We start from the raw sequence: 23,114 nt of genomic DNA, 5'->3' as shown, positions 1-23,114 counted from the left end.
CTAGGCAGAGGCCTGCAAGGGATCAAAGCTGAAGTAACTCAACAGTGCGTTGATCACCTCTCCATATTCGGCGGGCGCCTGGGACACACTGAACCCGGAGTCGTAATGCCTGGGGTTTATGTCCTCATGGCACCACAGGCAGGTAGCCGTGAGGTCTACCGCCTGTACCTGGCCCTCAGGCCCCGGGATCTTCAAGCGCAGCTCGAACTCCACGTCGACCATCATGGGCAATTGGCTGATCAACATCAGCCCCTGCGCGGAGACATTGCCCAAATAGCCAATAGGCTTGTCTGTCAGGCGATTGAACACTTGAAGGAAGCAAGGTAACTGATGCCGCTCGATCCGTCGGGGAGTAAACATGATGAGGTCGCCATCCAATGGCCATGATTGTGGCCGCTCCAGTGATTCGAAACGAGCCCAAAGGCCCGCTCTCCCCGGATATCGGTGCGACAACCGCAAACGCGTTGCCACTTCTACAACTGCCAAATCCGGGAACTCCATCCGTTTGAATAGAAACTTATACAAACTGACATTCAAAGATTAGCCCAAGACTGGCAACGAGCCAGCTATGGCATGACAAATATCATCACAACGACGCGGGACGCGGCTGGGCGGCGCTCGCGCCGGAGTAATGCCCCAGTTGTTGCAGGGTGTCCAGGCGAGCGCGGGCACGGAAAGCGTATTCGCTCGCCGGGTACTGGCTGATGATGAACTGATAGGTTTGCGCCGCATCAACGAACAGTTTCTCGCGCTCCAGGCACTGCCCGCGCAGCATCGAGACTTCCGGTTGCACATAGCGCCGGGAACGGCTCTCACGGTCGACCTGAGACAACTCAAGGGTGACCCGCTGGCAATCGCCGACACCATAGGCGCGGTACGCATTGTTCAAATGATGGTCCATCGACCAACGGGTGCAGCCGACAACACTGACGGCCAGGGCAGCAATGATCACGATTCGCATGGGGGTTCTCCTGTCTTGTGCAGTGTATCGACCCTTCATCGAAAATCTTCAAGGTTGTTCATCTGTTCATGCAGAGTGAAAACAAGCGAATCATCGATAAGTAGTGCAAACGAACAATGACTACAACCAAAGAGCATAGTAGCCTTCCTCAGCGCTTGAACTCAGGAGTCCGTGCATGTCCGTCCGTCGTACCAAAATCGTCGCCACCCTTGGCCCGGCCAGTAACTCGCCGGAAGTCCTCGAACAGCTGATTCTGGCTGGCCTGGACGTTGCCCGTCTGAACTTCTCCCACGGCACCCCGGACGAGCACAAGGCTCGCGCCAAGCTGGTGCGTGACCTGGCTGCCAAGCATGGCCGCTTCGTTGCATTGCTGGGTGACCTGCAAGGCCCGAAAATCCGTATCGCCAAATTCACCAACAAGCGGATCGAGCTGAAGATCGGTGACCAGTTCACTTTCTCCACCAGCCATCCCCTGACCGAAGGCAACCAGCAAGTCGTGGGTATCGATTACCCGGACCTGGTGAAAGACTGCGGCGTCGGCGACGAACTGCTGCTGGACGACGGTCGCGTGGTGATGCGCGTCGACACCGCAACCCCGACCGAACTGAACTGCACCGTGATCATCGGCGGCCCGCTGTCGGATCACAAAGGCATCAACCGTCGCGGCGGTGGCCTCACCGCTCCAGCCCTGACTGAAAAAGACAAGGCCGACATCAAGCTCGCCGCCGAAATGGAAGTGGACTACCTCGCGGTATCCTTCCCGCGCGACGCCGCCGACATGGAATACGCCCGTAAACTGCGCGACGAAGCCGGCGGTACTGCCTGGTTGGTGGCGAAGATCGAACGCGCCGAAGCCGTGGCCGATGACGAAACCCTCGACGGACTGATCAAGGCGTCCGACGCCGTGATGGTTGCCCGTGGTGACCTCGGCGTGGAAATCGGCGACGCCGAGCTGATCGGTATCCAGAAGAAAATCATCCTGCACGCACGTCGCCACAATAAAGCGGTGATCGTTGCGACCCAGATGATGGAGTCGATGATCCAGAATCCGATGCCGACCCGTGCCGAAGTGTCCGACGTGGCCAACGCCGTGCTCGACTACACCGACGCCGTAATGCTCTCGGCTGAAAGTGCGGCTGGCCCGTACCCGCTGGAAGCCGTGCAGGCCATGGCACGCATCTGCGTCGGCGCTGAAAAGCACCCGACCAGCAAGACCTCCAGCCACCGTATCGGCAAGGTCTTCGAAAGCTGCGACCAGAGCATCGCGCTCGCCGCCATGTACACCGCCAACCACTTCCCGGGCGTGAAAGCGATCATCGCCCTGACCGAAAGTGGCTACACGCCGTTGATCATGTCGCGCATCCGTTCTTCGATCCCGATCTACGCATTCTCCCCGCACCGCGAAACCCAGGCCCGCGCGGCCATGTTCCGTGGCGTCTACACCGTACCGTTCGACCCGGCATCGCTGCCGCCTGAGCAAGTCAGCCAGGCCGCGATCGACGAGTTGCTCAAGCGCGGCGTAGTAGAGAAAGGCGACTGGGTCATCCTGACCAAGGGCGACAGCTACCACACCATCGGCGGCACCAACGGCATGAAGATCCTGCACGTTGGCGACCCAATGGTCTGAGTGACACGCTGAAAAACAAAAGCCCCGCCCTGTGAATGGCGGGGCTTTTTGCATTCCAGATTGGCTTGTGTATTGGCTTTACTGGCCTCTTCGCGAGCAAGCCCGCTCCCACATTTAACCGCGTACATCCTGAAGAAATGCGGTCGAATGTGGGAGCGGGCTTGCTCGCGAAGACGTCCGAACAGTCAACGCCCATTCATCGCCGAACGATAAAGGCCGACAACGCCGCAATCGCCTCCGGCGATTTCAACCGCTGGGTAAACAACGCCCCCTCCTCTTCGATCACCCTGCGCAACTGCTCGCGATCGACGCTTTTCATCAGATGCTTGCTGACCTGCACCGCACCCGGCGCCAGGGTCTCAAACCGTCCAGCGACTTCCCGCGCCTTGGCCAGGGCTGATTCGCCGCTGCCCAATGCCTCAGTGGCAATGCCCCAAGCGGCAGCCTGCTCACCAGTAAAGCCTTCACCCAGCAGCAACAACTCCGCCGCCTTGGCATGCCCCAGCAAGCGCGGCAGAATCAAGCTGGAACCAAACTCCGGACACAGCCCCAGGTTGACGAACGGCATGCGCAACCGCGCATCCCGGCTGACATACACCAGGTCACAATGCAGCAGCAGCGTCGTACCAATTCCCACTGCCACACCCGCCACGGCCGCAATCACCGGCTTGCGGCAATTGAGCAAGCTGCGCATGAAGTGAAACACCGGGCTGTCGAGGTCAGCCGGCGGTTGCTCCAGGAAGTCGCCAATATCATTACCGGCGGTGAAACACTCACTGCTGCCCTGAATCAACACGGCATTGACGCTGGTATCGGCATCCGCCTGCTCCAGCGCCTCGGCCAATTGGCTGTACATGGCGCGGGTCAGGGCGTTTTTCTTGTCCGGGCGGTTGAGCTGCAGGATCAGCAACCCGCGTTCGCGTTGCTGCAGGATGGCATCGGTCATGGCAAATCTCGCGGCTGGAAAATTCAGCGCTCAACCACGGGGCAGGAACACATCGGCCAGCAGTTGATTGCGCGGCAGTCCGGCCAGGAACAGGCGCTTGGAGAAGGCCTCGACGCTGGCAGGGTGCCCGCAGAGTAAGGCCAGAGTTTGCCGGGAAACAAGCCGCAGTTGCGCCAAAGCGTCAGTCGACCCGGCCGCCGTCCATAGCTCGACCGTCACGTTCGGATGCGCCGCAGCCAACTGCGCCAGTGGCTCGGCCAGATAATGACCGTCAGCGTCATGGGCCAGATGAATGACCCGGATGGCGCCTTGGTGATCCTGGCGCAAGGCCTCACGTAGCACGCCCCACAAGGGGCCAAGTCCGGTGCCCGAGGCCAGCAGCCAGAGCGGCCGGGATTGCCAGTCGGGGTCGTACTGCAACGCCCCGCCCCGCAGTTCGCCCAGGCGCAGGCTGTCACCGGGCTTGAATTGGCGGGCGGCGTCGCTGAACTCGCCGGGCAGGCGGCAATCGATGTGAAACTCGAGAAACGGATCGTCCTGGGGCAGGCTGGCCAATGAGTACGGCCGCGCAATGCTGCCCGCCCACAGCACCAGATGCTGCCCCGCCCGGTAGCGCAAGCCGCGCTCGGGTTGCAGCCGCAGGCGCAGTACGTTCGGGGTCAACCAATCGATACTCTGCACCGTCGCAGGCAATCCATCACGCAGCGGGTCAAAGGCTTCGATCTGCAAGTCACCCATGACCTGGCACTGGCAAGCCAGGCGCCAGCCGTCCTGGCGTTGCGCCAGGCTCAGGGCATCTGGTTGATTGTCCTGAAGGTCACCCTGGCAACGTACCAGGCAGGCATGGCAGCTGCCGGCGCGGCAGCTGTAGGGCACAGCCACACCCGCCTGGTTCAGGGCATCCAGCAGGTTACTGCCGGCGGCTACCGACCAGTGGCGTTCGCCGACGTGAAGTTCAGGCATCAAGGGTCTCGAATCAAAAAGGCGTCTACAGGGAATCACGCCCGGCAGAGTTTGACCATAGTCGGGTGTATCGGCCACCGCGGCGGGTTATACTGCCGCGCCTTTTTAGCGTCGCGCCTGCACCACTTTGGCGTGCCTTGGAAAGGTGGCTTCAGCCGACCGATGCAACACTGACGCCACCTTTATTGAATGTTCCCTTATAGAGGAGCGCGACTCATGACCGTGATCAAGCAAGACGACCTGATTCAGAGCGTTGCTGACGCCCTGCAATTCATTTCCTATTACCATCCCGTTGACTTCATCCAGGCGATGCACGAAGCCTACCTGCGCGAAGAATCGCCAGCGGCCCGTGACTCCATGGCACAGATCCTGATCAACTCGCGCATGTGTGCCACCGGCCACCGCCCGATCTGCCAGGACACCGGGATTGTCACCGTATTCGTACGTGTCGGCATGGACGTGCGCTGGGATGGCGCCACCATGAGCCTGGACGACATGATCAACCAAGGCGTGCGCCAGGCGTACAACTTGCCGGAAAACGTGCTGCGGGCCTCGATCCTCGCCGACCCGGCCGGTGCGCGTAAAAACACCAAGGACAACACCCCGGCCGTGATCCACTACTCCATCGTCCCCGGTAACACCGTGGAAGTGGACGTGGCCGCCAAAGGCGGTGGTTCCGAGAACAAGTCGAAAATGGCCATGCTCAACCCGTCCGACTCGATCGTCGACTGGGTACTGAAGACCGTTCCGACCATGGGCGCCGGCTGGTGCCCACCGGGCATGCTCGGCATTGGCATCGGCGGCACCGCCGAGAAGGCCGCCGTGATGGCCAAGGAAGTGTTGATGGAATCCATCGACATCCACGAGCTGAAAAAGCGCGGCCCGTCCAACCGTATCGAAGAGATGCGCCTGGAGCTGTTCGAGAAGGTCAACCAACTGGGCATCGGCGCCCAGGGCCTGGGTGGCCTGACCACCGTGCTCGACGTGAAAATCATGGACTACCCGACCCACGCGGCCTCGCTGCCGGTATGCATGATCCCCAACTGCGCCGCCACCCGTCACGCGCACTTCGTGCTCGACGGCTCGGGCCCTGCGTCGCTGGAAGCACCACCGCTGGACGCCTACCCGGAAATCGTCTGGGAAGCCGGCCCGTCGGCCCGTCGCGTCAACCTCGACACCCTGACCCCGGAAGACGTACAGAGCTGGAAGCCGGGCGAAACCGTACTGCTCAACGGCAAGATGCTCACCGGTCGCGACGCGGCGCACAAGCGCATGGTCGAGATGCTGAACAAGGGCGAAACCCTGCCGGTGGACCTCAAGGGTCGCTTCATCTACTACGTCGGCCCGGTTGATCCGGTGCGCGAAGAAGTGGTTGGGCCTGCCGGTCCGACCACCGCCACGCGGATGGACAAGTTCACTCGCCAGATCCTCGAGCAAACCGGCCTGTTGGGCATGATCGGCAAATCCGAGCGCGGTCCGACCGCTATCGAAGCGATCAAGGACCACAAGGCGGTTTACCTGATGGCAGTGGGCGGCGCGGCTTACCTGGTGGCCCAGGCCATCAAGAAATCCCGCGTCGTGGCGTTCGCCGAGCTGGGTATGGAAGCGATCTACGAGTTCGACGTAAAAGACATGCCGGTTACCGTTGCAGTGGATAGCAAGGGCGAGTCGGTACACATCACCGGTCCTGCCATCTGGCAGAAAAAGATCAGTGAAAGCCTGGCGGTAGAAGTGCAGTAAGCATTTCCGCTGCAAGGATAAAAGGCGACCACTACGGTCGCCTTTTTTTGTGCCATGCACCTCTCACTGTGGCGAGGGAGCTTGCTCCCGCTGGACCGGGCTGGCGCTCCAGTACTCAGCGCTCCCATTTTTTGGGGCCGCTACGCGCCCCAGCGGGAGCAAGCTCCCTCGCCACAACAGCCATGCGCCGCGTGCTATGGTGCTCGCCCCTAATTGCACTGTTCATCTTCGTATGATTGCGATTCCCCGCCCGCTGCGTTTGACCTTCTACTCCTTGCTGATCATCGCCGGCGCGGTCCTGGCTGCCGCCCTGGCTACCCGCCACGCCGAACGCCTGGCCCTGGTGGATGACGCTGCCCGCGCCAATCAGCAGCTCATGCTCTATGGCAACTCACTGCACACCCTGATCGAACGTTACCGCGCCCTGCCCGCCGTACTGGCCCTGGACTCGGAAATGATCAGCGCCTTGAAGGGCCCGCTGGACACCGCCACCCAGGATTTGCTCAACCGCAAGCTGGAGCGCATCAATGGCGCCGCCCAGTCCTCGACCCTGGAACTGATGGACCGCAACGGCCTCGCCGTGGCCGCCAGCAACTGGAACCTGCCCAGCAGTTATGTGGGGCACAACTATGCATTTCGTCCCTATTTCAGCCAAACCTTGAGCCAGGGCACCGGGCGGTTTTATGCGGTGGGGGTGACCACCGGGATTCCGGGGTATTTCCTCTCCAGCGCGGTGGTCGGCGAGAACGAACAATTCCTCGGCGCCATGGTGGTCAAGTTGGAGTTCCCGGAACTGGAGCGCGAGTGGGCCCAGGGCAATGACTTGCTGCTGGTCAGCGATGCGCGGGGTATTGTGTTTATCGCCAACCAGCCGGGCTGGCGCTACCGCGCGCTGCGTCCGTTGTCGGACAGCGACCACGCCGAACTCAAGGCCACTCGCCAATACGACAAGAAACAGCTGCTGCCGCTGGACGCTGAAGCGTTGCAGCGCTTTGACGAGAACAGCCACCTGATGCGCGTCGATGGCCCCGACGGCAAGGCCAACTACATCTGGGAATCCCTGCCGCTGAAAGCCGAAGGCTGGACCTTGCACCTGTTGCGCAAACCACAGGTTGCCTTTGAGGACCAACGCAACGCCGGCCTCGCTGCCGCCGGCTCATGGCTGGCGCTGGTGTTCCTGGTGCTGTTCCTGACCCAACGCTGGCGCCTCGCCCGCCTGCGCCAGCGCAGCCGTGAAGAACTTGAACAGTTGGTGGAGGAACGCACCCGCGCCCTGCGCACCGCCCAGGATGGTTTGGTGCAGTCCGCCAAACTGGCGGCGCTGGGCCAAATGTCCGCGGCCCTGGCCCACGAAATCAACCAGCCACTGACCGCCCAGCGCATGCAGTTGGCGACCCTGCGGCTGCTGCTGGATCACGGCCGGGTGGACGACGCCTACCAGGCCCTGACCCCGCTGGATGACATGCTCACCCGCATGGCCGCGCTCACCGGCCACCTGAAGACCTTCGCCCGCAAGAGCCCCAGCGGCCTGCGCGAACGCCTCGACCTGGCGACGGTGGTGGACCAATCCCTGCACTTGCTCGATGCGCGCCTGCGGGACGAAGCCATCGGCACTGTCCTCGATTTGACCCGCCCGGCCTGGGTACGCGGCGACGCGATCCGCCTGGAACAGGTGCTGATCAACCTGCTGCGCAACGCACTCGACGCCATGGCCGACAAGCCGCGCAAACGCCTGGAAATCCGCCTGCATGCCGATCAACAGCTGTGGTGCCTGACCGTCAGCGACAGCGGCGGCGGGATCGCCGAGGAAAACCTCAACAGCGTGTTCGACCCGTTCTTCACCACTAAGCCTGTGGGCGACGGGCTCGGCTTGGGGCTCGCCGTGTCGTACGCTATCGTCCACGAACTCGGCGGTCGCCTGAGCGCCGGCAATCACGGTGACGGGGCGATCTTTACCCTGACCTTGCCTATCGCGCTGGAGACGCCAGACCTATGTTGAACGCGGTGATTGTGGTCGATGACGAAGCCAGCATTCGCACGGCCGTCGAGCAATGGCTGAGCCTGTCGGGCTTTGAGGTGCAGTTGTTCGGCCGCGCCGAAGAATGCCTGGCGCAATTGCCCAGGGACTTTCCCGGGGTGATCCTGAGCGACGTGCGCATGCCCGGCCTCAGCGGCCTGGAGTTGCTGGCTGAAGTGCAGCGGCGTGACGCCGACCTGCCGGTGATTCTGCTCACCGGCCACGGCGATGTGCCGATGGCCGTCGAAGCCATGCGCGACGGCGCCTACGACTTCCTCGAAAAACCCTTCAGCCCCGAGGCCCTGCTCAGCAGCCTGCGCCGGGCGCTGGACAAGCGCGGGCTGGTGCTGGAAAACCGCCGCCTGCATCAGCAGGCCGATCACCGGGCTCAGTTGGAATCGAGCCTGCTGGGAGTGTCGCGCGGTTTGCAGAACCTGCGCCGACAAGTGCTGGACCTGGCGGGCCTGCCGGTCAATGTGTTGATTCGCGGCGAAACCGGCAGCGGCAAGGAACTGGTCGCCCGTTGCCTGCATGATTTCGGCCCCCGGGCGAAGAAACCATTTGTGGCGCTGAACTGCGCGGCGATTCCCGAGCAGCTGTTTGAAGCCGAGCTGTTCGGCCATGAAAGTGGCGCGTTTACCGGCGCCCAGGGCAAGCGTATCGGCAAGCTGGAATATGCCGACGGCGGCACCCTGTTTCTCGATGAGATTGAGAGCATGCCCCTCGCCCAGCAGGTGAAATTGCTGCGGGTGTTGCAGGAGCAAAAACTCGAACGGCTCGGTTCCAATCAAAGCATCAAGGTGGACTTGCGGATCATCGCTGCCACCAAGCCGGACCTGCTGGACGAAGCCCGCGCCGGGCGTTTCCGTGAGGATTTGGCCTACCGCCTGACCGTCGCGCAACTGCGCCTGCCACCGCTGCGGGAGCGCCGGGAAGACATTCCGCTGCTGTTCGAACACTTTGCGCAAAGCGCGGCCGAACGCCTGGGCCGCAGCTTCGCTCCGTTGAGCGGGCCGGCGCTGGGCCGCCTGCTCAGCCATGACTGGCCGGGCAACGTGCGGGAACTGGCCAACGTCGCTGAACGCCAGGTGCTGGGGCTGGGTGAGCCGGAGCCGGAAGGTATCGAAGCCGAAGCCGGGCAATCGTTGGCGGCCCAGCAGGAAGCCTTTGAAGCCCATTGCCTGAAAGCCGCACTGACCCGGCACAAAGGCGATATCAAGGCGGTGCTGGCCGAGCTGCAACTGCCCCGGCGCACCTTCAATGAAAAAATGCAGCGCCATGGCCTGGCGCGGGACACGTTCCTCTAAACCGATCATTCCCACGCTCCGCGTGGTAATGCAGCTCTGGACGCTCCGCGTCCGCCCTTAAAATCGTGACGCGGAGCGTCACAGGATGCGCGCCCACGCAGAGCGTGGGAGCGATCTTCGTCGGCGGTTTTCCGCTCATCGCCCTTCAATCATCAGCGACTTTCCGCTCAAAAAAATCTCCAAACCCCTCTAGACCGGGCCTTCATCTGTTTGGCACAGCTCCTGCTATAGCCCAGCCAGGCTGCGCTCGGGCGCGCTCCACAAAAACAATTAGATGAAGGATCCTTAAATGGATAACTCCAACTCCCTGCCTCTGGGGTCGGCGGCTGCGCCGGCAAAAGAACGCACCACCTCCAGCCGTATCAAGTCGATCTTCAGCGGATCGGTCGGCAACATGGTCGAGTGGTACGACTGGTACGTCTACGCTGCTTTCTCTCTGTACTTCGCCAAGACCTTTTTCCCGAAAGGCGACACCACCGCCCAACTCTTGAACACCGCCGCGATCTTCGCCGTGGGCTTCCTGATGCGCCCGATTGGTGGCTGGCTGATGGGCCTGTACGCCGACAAGGTCGGGCGTAAAAAGGCCTTGATGGCCTCGGTGTACCTGATGTGCTTCGGCTCGCTGCTGATTGCCCTGAGCCCGGGTTATGAAGCCATTGGTATCGGTGCGCCGATCCTGCTGGTATTCGCCCGCCTACTGCAGGGGCTGTCGGTCGGGGGCGAATACGGCACCTCCGCCACTTACCTCAGCGAGATGGCGACCAAGGAACGTCGTGGCTTCTACTCCAGCTTCCAGTACGTAACCCTGATCTCTGGCCAGCTCATCGCCCTTGGCGTGCTGATCGTGCTGCAACAGACCCTGACTACCGAGCAGCTGTACGACTGGGGCTGGCGTATCCCGTTCGCCATCGGCGCCCTGTGTGCAGTAGTGGCGCTGTACCTGCGTCGTGGCATGGAAGAAACCGAGTCGTTCACCAAGAAAGAAAAAGCCAAGGAAAGCACGATGCGCACCTTGATGCGCCACCCCAAGGAACTGATGACCGTCGTCGGCCTGACCATGGGCGGTACCCTGGCGTTCTACACCTACACCACCTATATGCAGAAATACCTGGTGAACACCGTCGGCATGAGCATCTCCGACTCCACCACCATTTCAGCAGCCACGCTGTTCCTGTTCATGTGCCTGCAACCCATCATCGGCGGGCTGTCGGACAAGGTTGGCCGCCGGCCAATCCTGATCGCCTTCGGCGTCCTCGGCACGCTGTTCACGGTGCCGATCCTCACCACCCTGCACACCATCCAGACCTGGTGGGGCGCGTTCTTCCTGATCATGGCGGCGCTGATCATCGTCAGCGGCTACACCTCGATCAACGCCGTGGTGAAGGCTGAACTGTTCCCCACCGAAATCCGCGCCCTGGGTGTTGGCTTGCCCTATGCGCTGACCGTGTCGATCTTCGGCGGCACCGCTGAATACATCGCGTTGTGGTTCAAAAGCATCGGCATGGAAACCGGGTACTACTGGTACGTCACCGCGTGTATTGCGGTGTCGCTGCTGGTGTATGTGACCATGAAGGACACCCGCAAGCATTCGCGGATTACCACGGACTAAAGGTTCGGTGGCAATAAAAAAGGGGCCATGTCATTGACTGACATGGCCCTTTTTTATTGGCCTCAAGACAGCTCGGCAACCGCCTGGCGCCCATACCGACGCTGGGCATAGGCCGCCCCGGCAATCATCACCACCAGCACTGCCGCCAACACCGCCGACGAGCCGATGGTGCCAAAGTCCAGCCCGCCCTTTTCATGGGGTTTGGTCAGGAAGTCACCCAGGGTGGCACCGAACGGCCGGGTCAGCACAAACGCCACCCAGAACAACAGCACCGACGAAATCCGCGTGAAGTATTTCAGCAACACCACCACCGCGATGCTCGCGCCGATCAGCAAGGCGCCACCGGCAAACCCGAGCCCGGAATCATCCGCCAGGAAATCCCCCAGCGCCGTGCCCAGGGTGTTGGAGAACAGGATCGCCATCCAGTAGAACAGTTCACCGCGAAAGGTCTGCACCTTGTTCACGTTCAGCGAATCGCCGCTGATACGCCACAGGGCAAAGATCGCCACCAGGATCGACACCAGAATCATCGACCCCGTGGCATAACCTAGCCCCAGCGTGCGGTCCATAAAGTCGGACATGGTGGTGCCGGCGGTGCTGGTGGACAGGATCACGATCCAGTACAGCACCGGGTTGTAGGTTTTCGACCAGAGTTGCGTCACCAGGGTGACCAGGAACACGCTGATCAGGATCATTGAGCTGATGGCGTAACCGACATTCAAGGTCATCGACAGCAAGTCCCCGGCGGTTTCGCCCAGGGTCGTGGCGCAGATTTTCATGACCCAGAACGCCAGGGTGATCTGAGGAAGTTTGTTCATCGTGCGGAAGGCTCCAAAGGCTCAGTCTTTCAATCGATCGACTTATCAGGGGGTGTCGACCTGGCGCGCAGACTGAACCGGAAGCTGTGAAAAATAGGTGGGGGCTGTATGAAAATTCCATATGGATGATAGAAATCCGCCGCGCTGGATTGCACTATGGTGCCCTCCCCAGAACCGCGCAGCAGGAACCCCGGCCATGTCCGACGATATTCATTTCTACGAACCCGCCAACGGCCACGGCCTGCCCCATGACCCATTCAATGCGATTGTCGGCCCACGCCCGATTGGCTGGATTTCGTCCCAGGACCGCGAAGGCCGCCTGAACCTGGCGCCCTACAGTTTCTTCAATGCGTTTAACTACATTCCGCCGATCATTGGGTTTTCCAGTGTCGGGCGCAAAGACAGCCTGAACAACATCGAACAGACCGGTGAGTTCGTGTGGAACCTGGCTACCCGCCCGCTGGCCGAGCAGATGAACCAGAGCTGCGCGCCGGTCTCGCCCGAGGTCAACGAGTTTGAATTGTCCGGCCTGACGCCGGTGGCTTCAAAAGTGATCGCCGTGCCTCGCGTGGGTGAGAGCCCGGTGTCGTTCGAGTGCAAGGTGACGCAGATCATTCAGCTGCAGCGCGCCGACGAGGAGCTGGTGCCGAGCTGGCTGGTGCTTGGCGAGGTCGTGGCGGTGCATATCGCCAAGTGGCTGTTGAAAGACGGGGTGTACGACACGGCTGCCGCCGAGCCGATCCTGCGTGGAGGCGGCCCGGCGGATTATTTTCAGCTGGGGCCGGAAGCGCTGTTCAAAATGTACCGCCCAGGCGCCGCGAAACGCTGATTGGAATGCGATAAAAATGTGGGAGCGGGCTTGCTCGCGAAGGGGGCGTGTCAGTCAATGCATAGACCAACTGATCCACCGCATTCGCGAGCAAGCCCGCTCCCACACAAGCCCGCGCCCACATTTGGATCAGCGGTGTTTTTAGTTGGCGGAAGCTGCCCAAGAGAGCTGACCGTCTTCATCTACATCGACCAAACGCTCCAGTTGCAGAGCTGCGGCATCGTCGGCGTCGGAGGCAGTCTTGAACGTCTGTCCATCGAGGATCTTGTGAAAGCGCGGTGCGCCCATGCCATCCAGCGCCTTGACGGCGATGGCGGCGCTATAGCCACCCTCTTCTTCACGCACCAAGGCGGAAACGGCTTCGTGGTGGGCAAACTCTTTACGTGCCATGTTGCAGGTCCTGGCCAATGGGAAAGGCGGCCATTCTAAAGCACTAGCCCGCCAGTTGCAGGTACTCGCCATAGGCGTTGGCCGCCGAGGCGTCGGTGAAGGTCTGGAAGTCCATGCTGCGAACCACCATGTCATTCAACAACTCAGTGAAGACCATCAGCGCCGGCGAGCTGAAGTAGGCACTCATCGCCTGCTCGCTGCTCCAGAAGCCCGACACCAACCACACATCCGGGTCGGCCAGGGAGTGCTGCAACGAGAATTGCAGGCAACCCTGAGCCTGGCGGCCCGGTTCGATCAAACTGCTCAAGCGTGCACCCAGTTCGGTGCTGTACCCGGTACGGGCACGGATAAAGGCCATATGGCTCGCGGGAATGGGGGTGGACATGTTCGACTCTCCCGTTGAGAAGTGATGCTCGGCAAGCACTGTGAGGGCGTGTTGCCACAGGATCAAAGATACGGGCGCAGGGATGGATGCAGTTAGTCGATTCCTGCCGGCTTATTGCACAATCCTGCGAGATGCGCAGAGATAGCAATCGGCGTGCGGGTTTTGTTCCCGGCATGACTGCCGTATTTCAGGGGCATGACAGCCCTGTGCTTGCCTGATTCACGATTTATCGCAGGATCAGGCAAGGATTGTGCAGAATCGACGTACCGCTTTTTGCAAAGCCGCCGTTAAGCTGTGCCCATCGTCAAAAGCACCAGAGGATGTCCCATGTCGTCGCCCGACCTTCGCTCCACGCCCCTCGACGCCGATATGGAAAAGCAGCGCGCAGAACTCGCCGGTATCGTGCGTCGGCATACCTGGGAGGATGGTTCCTACGGCACGGCGATCACTTCGCTGTACCTCAATCGCCATAACACCCCGCGCGACTTCATGCCGGTACTGGTGGAGCCCGCACTGTGCATCCTGGCCCAGGGCAGCAAGGAAGTGCGCCTGGCGGATGAGGTTTTCGCCTACGACCCGCTCAATTACCTGGTGTTCTCGGTTTCGATGCCGGTGGCCGGTCGCATCCTCGATGCGACGCCGGAAGATCCCAACCTGTCGCTTCGGGTCAACATCGACCCGGCCCAAATCACCGCGCTGATTGCCGAAGCCGGTCCCATGGGTGTACCCACACGCCCTACGTCTCGCGGGATGTATGTCGACCGCCTGGATAACCAGTTGCTCGACGCCGTACTACGCCTGACCCGATTGCTGGACACGCCGAAAGACATCGCGATGCTGGCGCCGTTGATCAATCGGGAAATTCTCTACCGTTTGTTGCGTGGCCCGCAGGGTTATCGGCTGTATGAAATCGCGGTTGCCAACAGTCAGAGCCATCGGGTCAGCCAGGCGATCACCTGGTTGAACGGCAACTACGAACAACCCCTGCGCATTGATGACCTGGCCAAGGAAGTGAACCTCAGCGTCTCGACCTTGCACCACCGCTTCAAGGCGATGACCGCCATGAGCCCGTTGCAGTACCAGAAGCAGTTGCGCTTGCAGGAGGCTCGGCGGTTGATGATCGCCGAGGGCCTGGAAGCCTCGGCGGCGGGGTATCGGGTGGGCTATGAAAGCGCCTCGCAGTTCAGCCGCGAATACAGCCGGCTGTTTGGTGCACCGCCGTTGCGGGATCTGGCCCGGTTACGCCAGAGCGTCTAACCGCGGTTATAACGCCGGATACTAATAATGTGGCGAGGGAGCTTGTTCCCGTTGGGGCGCGAAGCGGCCCCAAAAGATGGGACTGCTGCGCAGTCCAACGGGAGCAAGCTCCCTCGCCACAAGTACTCAATCAGCTGCGGTATGGGTGGCGTTCAATCCAGGCCGCGGGGCAACTGCAAGGTCACCCGCAAGCCACCCTCGCGCAAATTCTGCAAACTCACTTCACCGCCATGGCTGTGGGCAATGTTGCGGGCGATGCCGAGACCCAGGCCATAACCCTGTTGCTGCCCGGCCAGGCGGAAGTGCGGTTCGAAGACCTGTTCCAGGCGCTGTTCCGGTACGCCCGGGCCTTCGTCGTCGACGTGGAGGATGAACTCCGCGCCATCGTCTTCGATATGCAAATGGGCGTTCTGCCCGTACTTCAAGGCGTTGTCGATCAGGTTGCCGATACAGCGCTTGAGCGCCAGCGGCTTGCCCGGGTATGTCGTGAGTGCCCGGCCATGTTGGGTCACGCGGCCATTGCCGTTGGGTGCCAGGTACGGTTCCACCAGGCAGTCGAGCACATGGTTGAGGTCTACCGGCTCGATGTTCTCGTGGATATCCGTGTCCTTCACGCACTGCAACGCGCCTTTGACCAGCAACTCCAGCTCATCCAGGTCACGGCCGAATTTGGCTTGCAGGTTCTCGTCTTCCAGCAACTCCACCCGCAACCGCAGGCGTGTGATAGGTGTGCGCAAGTCGTGGGAAATCGCGCTGAACAGCTGGCTACGCTCGGTCAGGTAACGGCTGATGCGTTCGCGCATGGCATTGAACGCGCGGCCCACTTCCACCACTTCGCTGCCGCCGCCTTCGGCCACCGGCTCCACGTCGGCGCCCAGGGACATGTCCCGCGCCGCCCTGGCCAGGCGCTTGAGTGGACGGCTTTGCCAGTGCACCAGCAGGCCGATAAACAGCAGCAGGAAGCCGCTGGTGAGCACGATAAACCACACCTGCTGGTATGGCAGGCCTTGCTCTTCAAGGCTGGTGTAGGGTTCGGGCAGCAAGGAGGCAATGTAGAGCCATTCGCCCTGGGCCAGCTGGATCTGGGTGACCAACACTGGCGGATTCACCGGCTCCAGGGTCAGCGCGTAATGCGCCCAGGAGCGCGGCAGTTCATCGAGTTTCAAACCGGCATTGAAGATGCGCAGGTCTTCGGCACTGACGAATTCCACCGAGACATGCACGTCGCTGCCCAGGGTCTGGCGCAACACTTCTTCGACCGCACCGAGCACCGCGTGCTTGCGCGGGGTTTCCGGCAACACCGCCATGTCCAGGGGCTTGTCATTGAGGGTCACCACAAACCGGGTGCCGCCCATGCTGCGCAATTGGTCCAGCACCAGCGGCCGAAAGGCCACCGGCAAGGAACGGAAATAACTGACGCTGGCCGTCATCGAATGCGCCAGGCTGCGGGCAGCGGTGACCAGGCCTTCGAGCTGGGTAGCCCGCAGTTGCGACACCCAGATCACGCTGGACAACGCCTGGGCAAACAGTACCGCCAACAGGGTCAGCAGTAACATCCGCCCCAGCAGCGAACGCGGTACCGGGATGCGCCGGCGCAGTTCACGCAGGCGCTCAGTGGGCATTGCCGGCAACCACGCTGGCTGCCAATTGATAGCCACTGCCGCGCACGGTGCGGATCAGCCGGGGTGGTTTTTCGGTGTCCCGCAGGCGCTGTCGCAAGCGGCTGACGGCCATGTCGACAATCCGGTCCAGGGGCATCAGGTCGCGGCCCCGGGTGGCGTTGCCGATGGTGTCGCGGTCGAGGATTTGCTGGGGGTGATCGAGAAACAGCTTGAGCAGGGCAAAGTCGGCGCCGGAGAGAATCACTTCCTCGCCGTCGACGTGGAACAGCCGGTGGCTGACCATGTCCAGGCGCCACTCGCCAAACACCAGCACCTCGCCGCCGCTGCGCTCCTGGCCAAACTGGGCACGACGCAGCAGCGCCTTGACCCGCGCCTGCAACTCACGGGGACTGAAGGGCTTGCCGATGTAATCGTCGGCGCCCAGTTCCAGGCCGATCACGCGGTCGGCTTCGTCGGAACTGGCGGTGAGCATGATGATCGGCACTTGCGCCTGGCGCGGGTGCTGGCGGATCCAGCGGCAGAGGCTGAAGCCGTCTTCGTCCGGCAGCATCACATCAAGGATCACCAGGTCGCACGGCGCCTCGTTCATTGCCTGGCGGAACCCCGCACCATCCGGCACGCCACGCACCTGGAATCCTGCGCGGCTGAGGTAGGTTTGCAGCAACTCACGGATTTCCTGGTCGTCGTCCACCAGGAGAATGGATTTACTGATTACGCTCACGGGGTCGTCCTTGTTGTTAGGGATGGGACGGGCTTAATAATTCGTTGTTCTGGAGGGCCTCATCGCAGGCAAGCCAGCTCCCACATTTGGAATGCATTTCCCTGTGGGAGCTGGCTTGCCTGCGATGGCGCCATCACTGCCTACGCAAATGCCTGCTCCAGCGCTACACCAGCCCCGGTCAAACCGGAATACGGTGCGGTCACCAGCCACACCGGAATGCCTTTGAAGTAGTCGCTCATGCAGCCTTTGTCGCAAAAACTCTTGGCAAAACCACTCTTGATAAAGAAATCGGCAAAGCGCGGAATCACGCCACCAACGATATAAACCCCTCCACGGCCGCCGGTGGTCAGCACGTTGTTACCGGCAACGCGGCCCAGCCAGATACTGAACTGGTCCAGCACTTCGAGGGCAATCGGGTCGCCCGCCAGGCCAGCGGCAGTGATGGCCTCGGGGGTTTCCAGCACAGCTTCATGGCCGTCCACCGCGCAGATCGCCCGGTACAACCTCGGCAAACCGCCACCGCTCAAGGCGGTTTCAGCGCTGACATGCCCGATCTCATTGTGGATGTGCTGCCACAGCTGCGCTTCCCGCGGGCTGCTCACCGGCAGGTCGACATGGCCGCCCTCCCCCGGCAGTGCCGCCCAACGACCGTTGCCGAGGTCGAGCAAAGTGCCGACACCCAGGCCGGTGCCCGGGCCAATCACCACCGCAGGCCGCAACGGTTCCGGCGTGCCTTCGCACACCACACGGAATTCATCCGTTTTCAGGCGGGTCATGCCCAAGGCCATGGCCGAGAAATCATTCACCAGCAGCAGCTCGTCCACCTGTAAAGTCTTGCAGAAAGCAGTCTTGCTCAGGCGCCAATGGTTGTTGGTGAATTTAAATTCATCTCCGCTCACCGGCCCGGCGACAGACAGGCACACCGCGCCAATGGAGCCGATGGCCAGGCCTTCTTCCTTCAGATAGACCTGGATCGCCTCTTCGGGGCTGGCATGATCCGCCGTCGCGTGGACGCGGATCGAATGCAGCTCCTGATCACGCCACAACGCAAAACGGGCGTTGGTACCCCCAATATCACCGACCAGCGCAAGCTTCACTTAAGTGTCTCCAAGGCAGAGGTAAAGGCGCTGGCGCCCTGCTCTGCGGAGCTTGCGGCCAAACGCATAAACGCAAACAGCTCGCGACCGGCCCCCACGTTATTGCCCAGAAGGCCCGTGGCAGGCGTGCGCGCTGCAAACTCTTCGGCGTCCACCTTAAGCTCCAAGGTGCCTTTGACGCCATCCACACGAATGATATCGCCATCGCGCACGCGTGCCAGTGGCCCGCCGCTCTGGGCTTCAGGGTTGACATGAATCGCGGCGGGAATCTTACCCGACGCGCCGGACATGCGCCCGTCTGTTACCAACGCCACTTTGAAGCCACGGTCCTGCAGCACGCCGAGGAACGGCGTCATCTTGTGCAATTCCGGCATGCCGTTGGAGCGTGGGCCCTGGAAGCGCATTACCGCGACGAAGTCTTTTTCCAACTGGCCGGCCTTGAACGCATCCGCCAGGTCTTGTTGGTCCTGGAATACCACGGCCGGGGCTTCGACGATTTGATGCTCAAGGGCCACGGCGGAGACTTTCATCACGCCACGGCCGAGGTTGCCTTCCATTACCCGCAAGCCGCCTTCCGGGGAAAACGCACGGGCCACGGGGCGCAGGATGGTTTCGTCGAGGCTTTCGATCGGGCCTTCACGCCATACCAGCTCGCCGTCCACCAGGAACGGTTCCTGGGTGTAGCGGCTCAGGCCGTGACCGGCCACGGTGTTGACGTCGTTGTGGAGCAGGCCGGCTTCCAGCAGTTCGCGGATCAGGAACGACATGCCGCCCGCCGCCTGGAAGTGGTTGATGTCAGCCTTGCCGTTTGGATAGACGTGGGACAGGGTCGGCACGACTTCGGAGAGGTCGGCCATGTCTTGCCAGGTGAGGATGATGCCCGCCGACATGGCGATGGCCGGCATGTGCAGGGTGTGGTTGGTGGAACCGCCGGTGGCGTTGAGGGCGACGATGGAGTTGACGATGGATTTCTCATCGACGATCTCGCCGATCGGCGTGAAGTTACCGTTGGCCTTGGTCAGGCGCGTGACCTGGTGCGCGGCTTCGCGGGTCAGGGCGTCACGCAGCGGCGTGTACGGGTTGACGAACGATGCGCCCGGCAGGTGCAGGCCCATCACTTCCATCAGCAACTGGTTGGTGTTGGCGGTGCCATAGAAGGTGCAGGTGCCCGGGCTGTGGTAGGACTTCATCTCCGATTCCAGCAGCTCTTCGCGGGTGGCCTTGCCTTCGGCGTAGCGCTGGCGCACGTCGGCTTTCTGTTTGTTGGAGATCCCCGACGGCATCGGCCCGCCCGGCACAAAGATCATCGGCAGGTGGCCATAACGCAGGGCGCCCATCATCAGGCCGGGGACGATCTTGTCGCAGATACCGAGCATCAGCGCGGCGTCGAACATGTTGTGGGACAGCGCTACCGCCGTGGACATGGCAATCACTTCGCGGCTCAGCAGGCTGAGCTCCATGCCTGGCTCGCCCTGGGTCACGCCGTCGCACATGGCAGGGGTACCGCCGGCGAACTGGCCAACAGAGCCGACTTCACGCAGGGCCTTTTTGATTTGCTCGGGGAAATGTTCGTACGGCTGGTGCGCCGACAGCATGTCGTTATATGACGAAACAATTGCCACGTTGGCGGCGTTCATCATGCGCAGGCTGTTTTTGTCTTCGGTGCCGCACCCGGCCACGCCGTGGGCAAAGTTGGCGCATTGCAGCTTGCCGCGCATCGGACCGTCGCTGGCAGCGCCGCGAATGAGCGCAAGGTATGCCTCACGGGTTGCACGGCTGCGGGCGATAAGCCGTTCGGTGACCTCAAGTACGCGGGGATGCATGTATAGAACTCCAGGCTAACGGATGTGGCGACCTGAGAGTCTATGCTGGTCAAACGCCCGCCGCGAAGAGGTTGGCAGGGTGTTGCTTGACCAATCGGACCAGTTGATTCAGGTCACTCGTTGTAGATTGAACAAAATATTGCCACTAAAAAGGCTTGTTTTCTATTTTTATGCGAATAATCTTGTAATTCTTACAACAAATCGACGACAGGCACCTTCCAATGACTCTACGTATCGCTATCAATGGTTTTGGCCGTATTGGCCGAAATGTCCTGCGCGCACTTTATACCCAAGGCTACCGCCAGGATTTGCAGATCGTCGCCATCAACGATCTCGGCGACAGCTCGATCAATGCCCACCTGCTTAAATACGACACCGTCCACGGTACTTTCGACGCAGAGGTCGCTCATGATCAGGAAAGCCTGACCGTGAACGGTGACCGGATTGCCGTCAGTGCCATTCGCAACCCGGCCGACCTGCCGTGGGCTGCACACAAGGTGGACGTGGTGTTCGAATGCACCGGTCTGTTCACCGACCGTGACAAGGCCGCCGCCCATATTACCGCCGGCGCGCGCAAGGTGATCATCTCGGCCCCGGCCAAGGGCGCCGATGCCACCGTGGTGTACGGCGTGAACCACGACATTTTGCGTCAATCCCACCAGATCATCTCCAACGCTTCCTGCACCACCAACTGCCTGGCACCGGTGGCCCAGGTGCTGCACCGTGAGCTGGGCATCGAAAGCGGCTTGATGACCACTATCCACGCTTACACCAACGACCAGAACCTGACCGACGTCTACCACACCGACCCGTACCGCGCGCGTTCGGCCACCCAGAACATGATCCCGAGCAAGACCGGCGCTGCCGAAGCCGTGGGCCTGGTGCTGCCGGAACTGGCAGGCAAGCTGACCGGCATGGCCGTGCGGGTACCGGTGATCAACGTGTCGCTGGTGGACCTCACCGTGCAACTGAAAAAAGAAGCCAGCGCCGAGCAAGTCAACGCATTGCTCAAAGAAGCCAGCCAACACTCGAAAATCCTCGGCTACAACACCCTGCCGCTGGTTTCCAGTGACTTCAACCATAACCCGCTGTCGTCGATTTTCGACGCCAATCACACCAAGGTCAGCGGTAAGTTGCTGAAAGTGCTGGCTTGGTATGACAACGAGTGGGGCTTCTCGAACCGCATGCTGGATAACTGCCTGGCGCTGTGCAACGCCGAATAAACCAGCGGTGCTGACCTCTCCTGTGGGAGCTGGCTTGCCTGCGATGCAGTCAACGCGGTCCATCTGACGGACCGTGGTGCGTATATCGCGGGCAAGCCCGGCTCCCACAGGGTCTTGCTTCATGCTCAGAAATAGCCACTTGCCATTTACGTTGATGATAAGCATTATCATTCACTGCAAATCGGTCTGGTATCACTGTGAGCCAATCTCGCTTCAACCAAGTCTTCCTCACCCAGCGGGTGATTCTGCTGCGCACCTTGCAGCGGATGGTGAATAACCACAGCACCGCCGAGGACCTGCTACAGGAAACCTACCTGCGCGTGACCCGGGCCTTGAGCGAACGGCCGATCGATCACCTCGAACCCTTCGTCTACCAGACGGCGCGCAACCTGGCGCTGGATCACCTGCGCGCCCGCAGGATTCAAGCCCGCACCCTGCAGGAAGATGTCCCGCTGGACGTGCTGCAAAGCGTTGCCTCCCCCGTCAGCACCCCCGAAGACGCGACACAGGCCGAGCAATTGCTCGAGCACCTGAGTGTCAGCCTCGGACAGTTGAGCGCCCGCCAGCAGCAGATCTTTATCCTCAGCCGCCTGCACGGTTGCAGCTATCAGGAAATTGCCGACAAGCTCGACGTGTCCCTGAGCACTGTGCAAAAGGAACTGAAATTGATCATGGCCATCTGCATAGGTGTGGCCGAAAGACTGGATCGCCCTTAAGCTTTGTCGGCACAGCCTGCAGGACTATTGATTAAAACGTGGCGAAGACCCGAGGAACACCGTGACGGATCCGAATAAACTGCGCCCTCATGAGCTGGCTCATGAGGTATTGCAAGACACGGCTATGGACCAAGCCCTCGACTGGCTGATCGCCTTGCAGTGCCCGCAGCCCGGGCAGCAAGACGAGTTTGAAGCCTGGCTCGCCCGCGACCCTTTGAACGCCGAAGCCTTCATCAAGGCTCAGACCGCCTGGGCCGGCGCACCCGTGCACAGCGCTGCCGTCGCCCTGAATGCGCCGCGCAAACCCAGTGCGTGGCGTCGTATCAAACCGCATTGGAAACCCTTGGCCACTGCCGCTGTGTTGCTGCTGGGCCTGTTCAGCTTCAGCAACCTGCCGATGCGCCTGCAGGCCGACCACTTGACGGTGGTGGGCGAACGCCAGCGACTTCAATTGGACGACGGCTCAAAAGTCTTGCTGAACACCAATTCCGCGTTCTCCAGCAGCATCAAGGACCACCAGCGCATCGCGCGCCTGTATCAGGGCGAGGCATTTTTCGAAGTGCTGCCCAGCCGTGGCCTGCCCCTGGAAATCGACGCCGGCCCGGTGCGCGCCAGTGTGCGTGATACGTCCTTCGCGGTGCGCTACTTGAACGGTGAAGCCCAGGTTCAGGTACAACGCGGCGACGTCGACCTGAGCAACACCTTTGACGATGCGCGGGTACGCCTGAGCGCCGGTGAAAGTATCCGCATCGGGCCCAAGGGCTTCGGCCAACCCGCCAAGCTGGACACCACCAAGGACCTGGCCTGGGTCGACGGTCGGTTGATCTTCGAAAACTGCCCGATGAGCGAAGTGCTGGCCGAATTGCGTCGCTACTACCCCGGCTGGATCGTCAACAACAACGACAAGCTCGCCAGCGTGGCGGTCACCGGCAATTACCGCCTGGACCAGCCTCTCGACGTCGTGCGCTCCCTGGCCCACATCACTTCCGCCAAGCTCTCGGAATACCCGGCGCTGGTGATCCTGAACTAAATGAGAATTATTTTTACTCGATAGCCATCGGCG

21 protein-coding genes are annotated in these 23,114 nt (G+C 61.3%); 10 read left to right on the top strand and 11 right to left on the bottom strand.

What is annotated here, in order from left to right:
- Together BLU46_RS23070 and BLU46_RS23065 are read right to left on the bottom strand one after the other, a co-directional pair.
- On the bottom strand, window positions 1–360 hold the full coding sequence (locus tag BLU46_RS23070) for a PilZ domain-containing protein (protein ID WP_063033907.1): 360 nt from the start codon (window positions 358–360) through the stop codon (window positions 1–3).
- Between the two features lie 226 nt (window positions 361–586).
- On the bottom strand, window positions 587–961 hold the full coding sequence (locus BLU46_RS23065) for a tetratricopeptide repeat protein (protein WP_093205647.1): 375 nt from the start codon (window positions 959–961) through the stop codon (window positions 587–589).
- Between the two features lie 175 nt (window positions 962–1,136).
- Here BLU46_RS23065 and pyk point away from each other — a divergent pair, with 175 nt between their 5' ends.
- Window positions 1,137–2,588, top strand: a complete 1,452-nt coding sequence (gene pyk, locus BLU46_RS23060) for a pyruvate kinase (protein ID WP_017475648.1) — start codon at window positions 1,137–1,139, stop codon at window positions 2,586–2,588.
- 196 nt (window positions 2,589–2,784) lie between these two features.
- Here the strand turns inward: pyk and BLU46_RS23055 are convergent, their stop codons facing one another.
- Together BLU46_RS23055 and BLU46_RS23050 are read right to left on the bottom strand one after the other, a co-directional pair.
- Window positions 2,785–3,534, bottom strand: a complete 750-nt coding sequence (locus BLU46_RS23055) for an enoyl-CoA hydratase-related protein (protein WP_093205642.1) — start codon at window positions 3,532–3,534, stop codon at window positions 2,785–2,787.
- Between the two features lie 30 nt (window positions 3,535–3,564).
- Window positions 3,565–4,497 (bottom strand): iron-sulfur-binding ferredoxin reductase, encoded by a 933-nt coding sequence (locus BLU46_RS23050; protein ID WP_093205637.1) that lies wholly within the window; start codon window positions 4,495–4,497, stop codon window positions 3,565–3,567.
- A gap of 216 nt (window positions 4,498–4,713) precedes the next feature.
- Here BLU46_RS23050 and BLU46_RS23045 point away from each other — a divergent pair, with 216 nt between their 5' ends.
- The 4 genes from BLU46_RS23045 to BLU46_RS23030 all read left to right on the top strand — a co-directional run bounded on the left by BLU46_RS23045 (window position 4,714) and on the right by BLU46_RS23030 (window position 11,170).
- Window positions 4,714–6,237, top strand: a complete 1,524-nt coding sequence (locus tag BLU46_RS23045) for a fumarate hydratase (protein ID WP_003214142.1) — start codon at window positions 4,714–4,716, stop codon at window positions 6,235–6,237.
- Between the two features lie 232 nt (window positions 6,238–6,469).
- Window positions 6,470–8,236 carry an ATP-binding protein gene (locus BLU46_RS23040; RefSeq protein WP_093205633.1) on the top strand — a complete coding sequence of 589 codons (1,767 nt, stop codon included), beginning with the start codon at window positions 6,470–6,472 and terminating at the stop codon, window positions 8,234–8,236.
- The gene (locus BLU46_RS23035) at window positions 8,230–9,561 is read left to right on the top strand and encodes a sigma-54-dependent transcriptional regulator (RefSeq protein ID WP_017475644.1); all 1,332 of its coding nucleotides are present in this window, start codon (window positions 8,230–8,232) and stop codon (window positions 9,559–9,561) included. The genes BLU46_RS23040 and BLU46_RS23035 overlap by 7 nt, the downstream gene beginning before the upstream one ends.
- Window positions 9,562–9,850: 289 nt before the next feature.
- Entirely contained in the window at window positions 9,851–11,170 is a 1,320-nt protein-coding gene (locus tag BLU46_RS23030) for an MFS transporter (RefSeq protein WP_093205628.1), read from the top strand.
- A gap of 62 nt (window positions 11,171–11,232) precedes the next feature.
- Here BLU46_RS23030 and BLU46_RS23025 read toward each other — a convergent pair whose 3' ends face one another.
- Entirely contained in the window at window positions 11,233–11,988 is a 756-nt protein-coding gene (locus BLU46_RS23025) for a COG4705 family protein (protein WP_010169988.1), read from the bottom strand.
- A 196-nt stretch (window positions 11,989–12,184) separates the two neighbouring features.
- Here BLU46_RS23025 and BLU46_RS23020 point away from each other — a divergent pair, with 196 nt between their 5' ends.
- On the top strand, window positions 12,185–12,817 hold the full coding sequence (locus BLU46_RS23020; RefSeq protein ID WP_063027570.1) for a flavin reductase family protein: 633 nt from the start codon (window positions 12,185–12,187) through the stop codon (window positions 12,815–12,817).
- 141 nt (window positions 12,818–12,958) lie between these two features.
- On the opposite strand, the gene BLU46_RS23015 is transcribed toward BLU46_RS23020, so the two are convergent.
- Window positions 12,959–13,207 (bottom strand): hypothetical protein, encoded by a 249-nt coding sequence (locus tag BLU46_RS23015; RefSeq protein WP_093205623.1) that lies wholly within the window; start codon window positions 13,205–13,207, stop codon window positions 12,959–12,961.
- Between the two features lie 43 nt (window positions 13,208–13,250).
- Window positions 13,251–13,592 carry an antibiotic biosynthesis monooxygenase family protein gene (locus tag BLU46_RS23010; RefSeq protein WP_003214130.1) on the bottom strand — a complete coding sequence of 114 codons (342 nt, stop codon included), beginning with the start codon at window positions 13,590–13,592 and terminating at the stop codon, window positions 13,251–13,253.
- Between the two features lie 327 nt (window positions 13,593–13,919).
- On the opposite strand from BLU46_RS23010, the gene BLU46_RS23005 reads away from it, so the two are divergent.
- On the top strand, window positions 13,920–14,849 hold the full coding sequence (locus BLU46_RS23005) for an AraC family transcriptional regulator (RefSeq protein WP_063027566.1): 930 nt from the start codon (window positions 13,920–13,922) through the stop codon (window positions 14,847–14,849).
- Window positions 14,850–15,001: 152 nt separating this feature from the next.
- On the opposite strand, the gene BLU46_RS23000 is transcribed toward BLU46_RS23005, so the two are convergent.
- The 4 genes from BLU46_RS23000 to edd form a co-directional block, all read right to left on the bottom strand.
- Window positions 15,002–16,471 carry an ATP-binding protein gene (locus BLU46_RS23000; protein WP_003214126.1) on the bottom strand — a complete coding sequence of 490 codons (1,470 nt, stop codon included), beginning with the start codon at window positions 16,469–16,471 and terminating at the stop codon, window positions 15,002–15,004.
- A complete protein-coding gene (locus BLU46_RS22995; RefSeq protein WP_010169994.1) occupies window positions 16,461–17,192 on the bottom strand; it encodes a response regulator in 732 nt (243 codons plus the stop codon). The genes BLU46_RS23000 and BLU46_RS22995 overlap by 11 nt, the downstream gene beginning before the upstream one ends.
- Before the next feature lie 140 nt (window positions 17,193–17,332).
- Window positions 17,333–18,289, bottom strand: coding sequence for a glucokinase (locus BLU46_RS22990; protein WP_063027562.1), 957 nt, complete (start codon window positions 18,287–18,289; stop codon window positions 17,333–17,335).
- A complete protein-coding gene (gene edd, locus BLU46_RS22985) occupies window positions 18,286–20,112 on the bottom strand; it encodes a phosphogluconate dehydratase (RefSeq protein ID WP_093205618.1) in 1,827 nt (608 codons plus the stop codon). Before edd ends, BLU46_RS22990 begins: the two co-directional genes overlap by 4 nt.
- A gap of 221 nt (window positions 20,113–20,333) precedes the next feature.
- Here edd and gap point away from each other — a divergent pair, with 221 nt between their 5' ends.
- From gap to BLU46_RS22970, 3 genes are all read left to right on the top strand, one after another.
- Window positions 20,334–21,335, top strand: coding sequence for a type I glyceraldehyde-3-phosphate dehydrogenase (gap, locus tag BLU46_RS22980; RefSeq protein WP_003214117.1), 1,002 nt, complete (start codon window positions 20,334–20,336; stop codon window positions 21,333–21,335).
- Between the two features lie 197 nt (window positions 21,336–21,532).
- Window positions 21,533–22,051 (top strand): RNA polymerase sigma factor, encoded by a 519-nt coding sequence (locus BLU46_RS22975; protein WP_003214115.1) that lies wholly within the window; start codon window positions 21,533–21,535, stop codon window positions 22,049–22,051.
- 61 nt (window positions 22,052–22,112) lie between these two features.
- Window positions 22,113–23,081 carry a FecR family protein gene (locus BLU46_RS22970; protein WP_063027559.1) on the top strand — a complete coding sequence of 323 codons (969 nt, stop codon included), beginning with the start codon at window positions 22,113–22,115 and terminating at the stop codon, window positions 23,079–23,081.
- Window positions 23,082–23,114: the final 33 nt, after the last annotated feature.

The organism is Pseudomonas yamanorum (assembly GCF_900105735.1).
GTDB lineage: Bacteria > Pseudomonadota > Gammaproteobacteria > Pseudomonadales > Pseudomonadaceae > Aquipseudomonas > Aquipseudomonas yamanorum.
The sequence above is the reverse complement of the archived record's forward strand: the minus strand, read 5'-3'. Positions and strand labels throughout refer to the sequence as shown.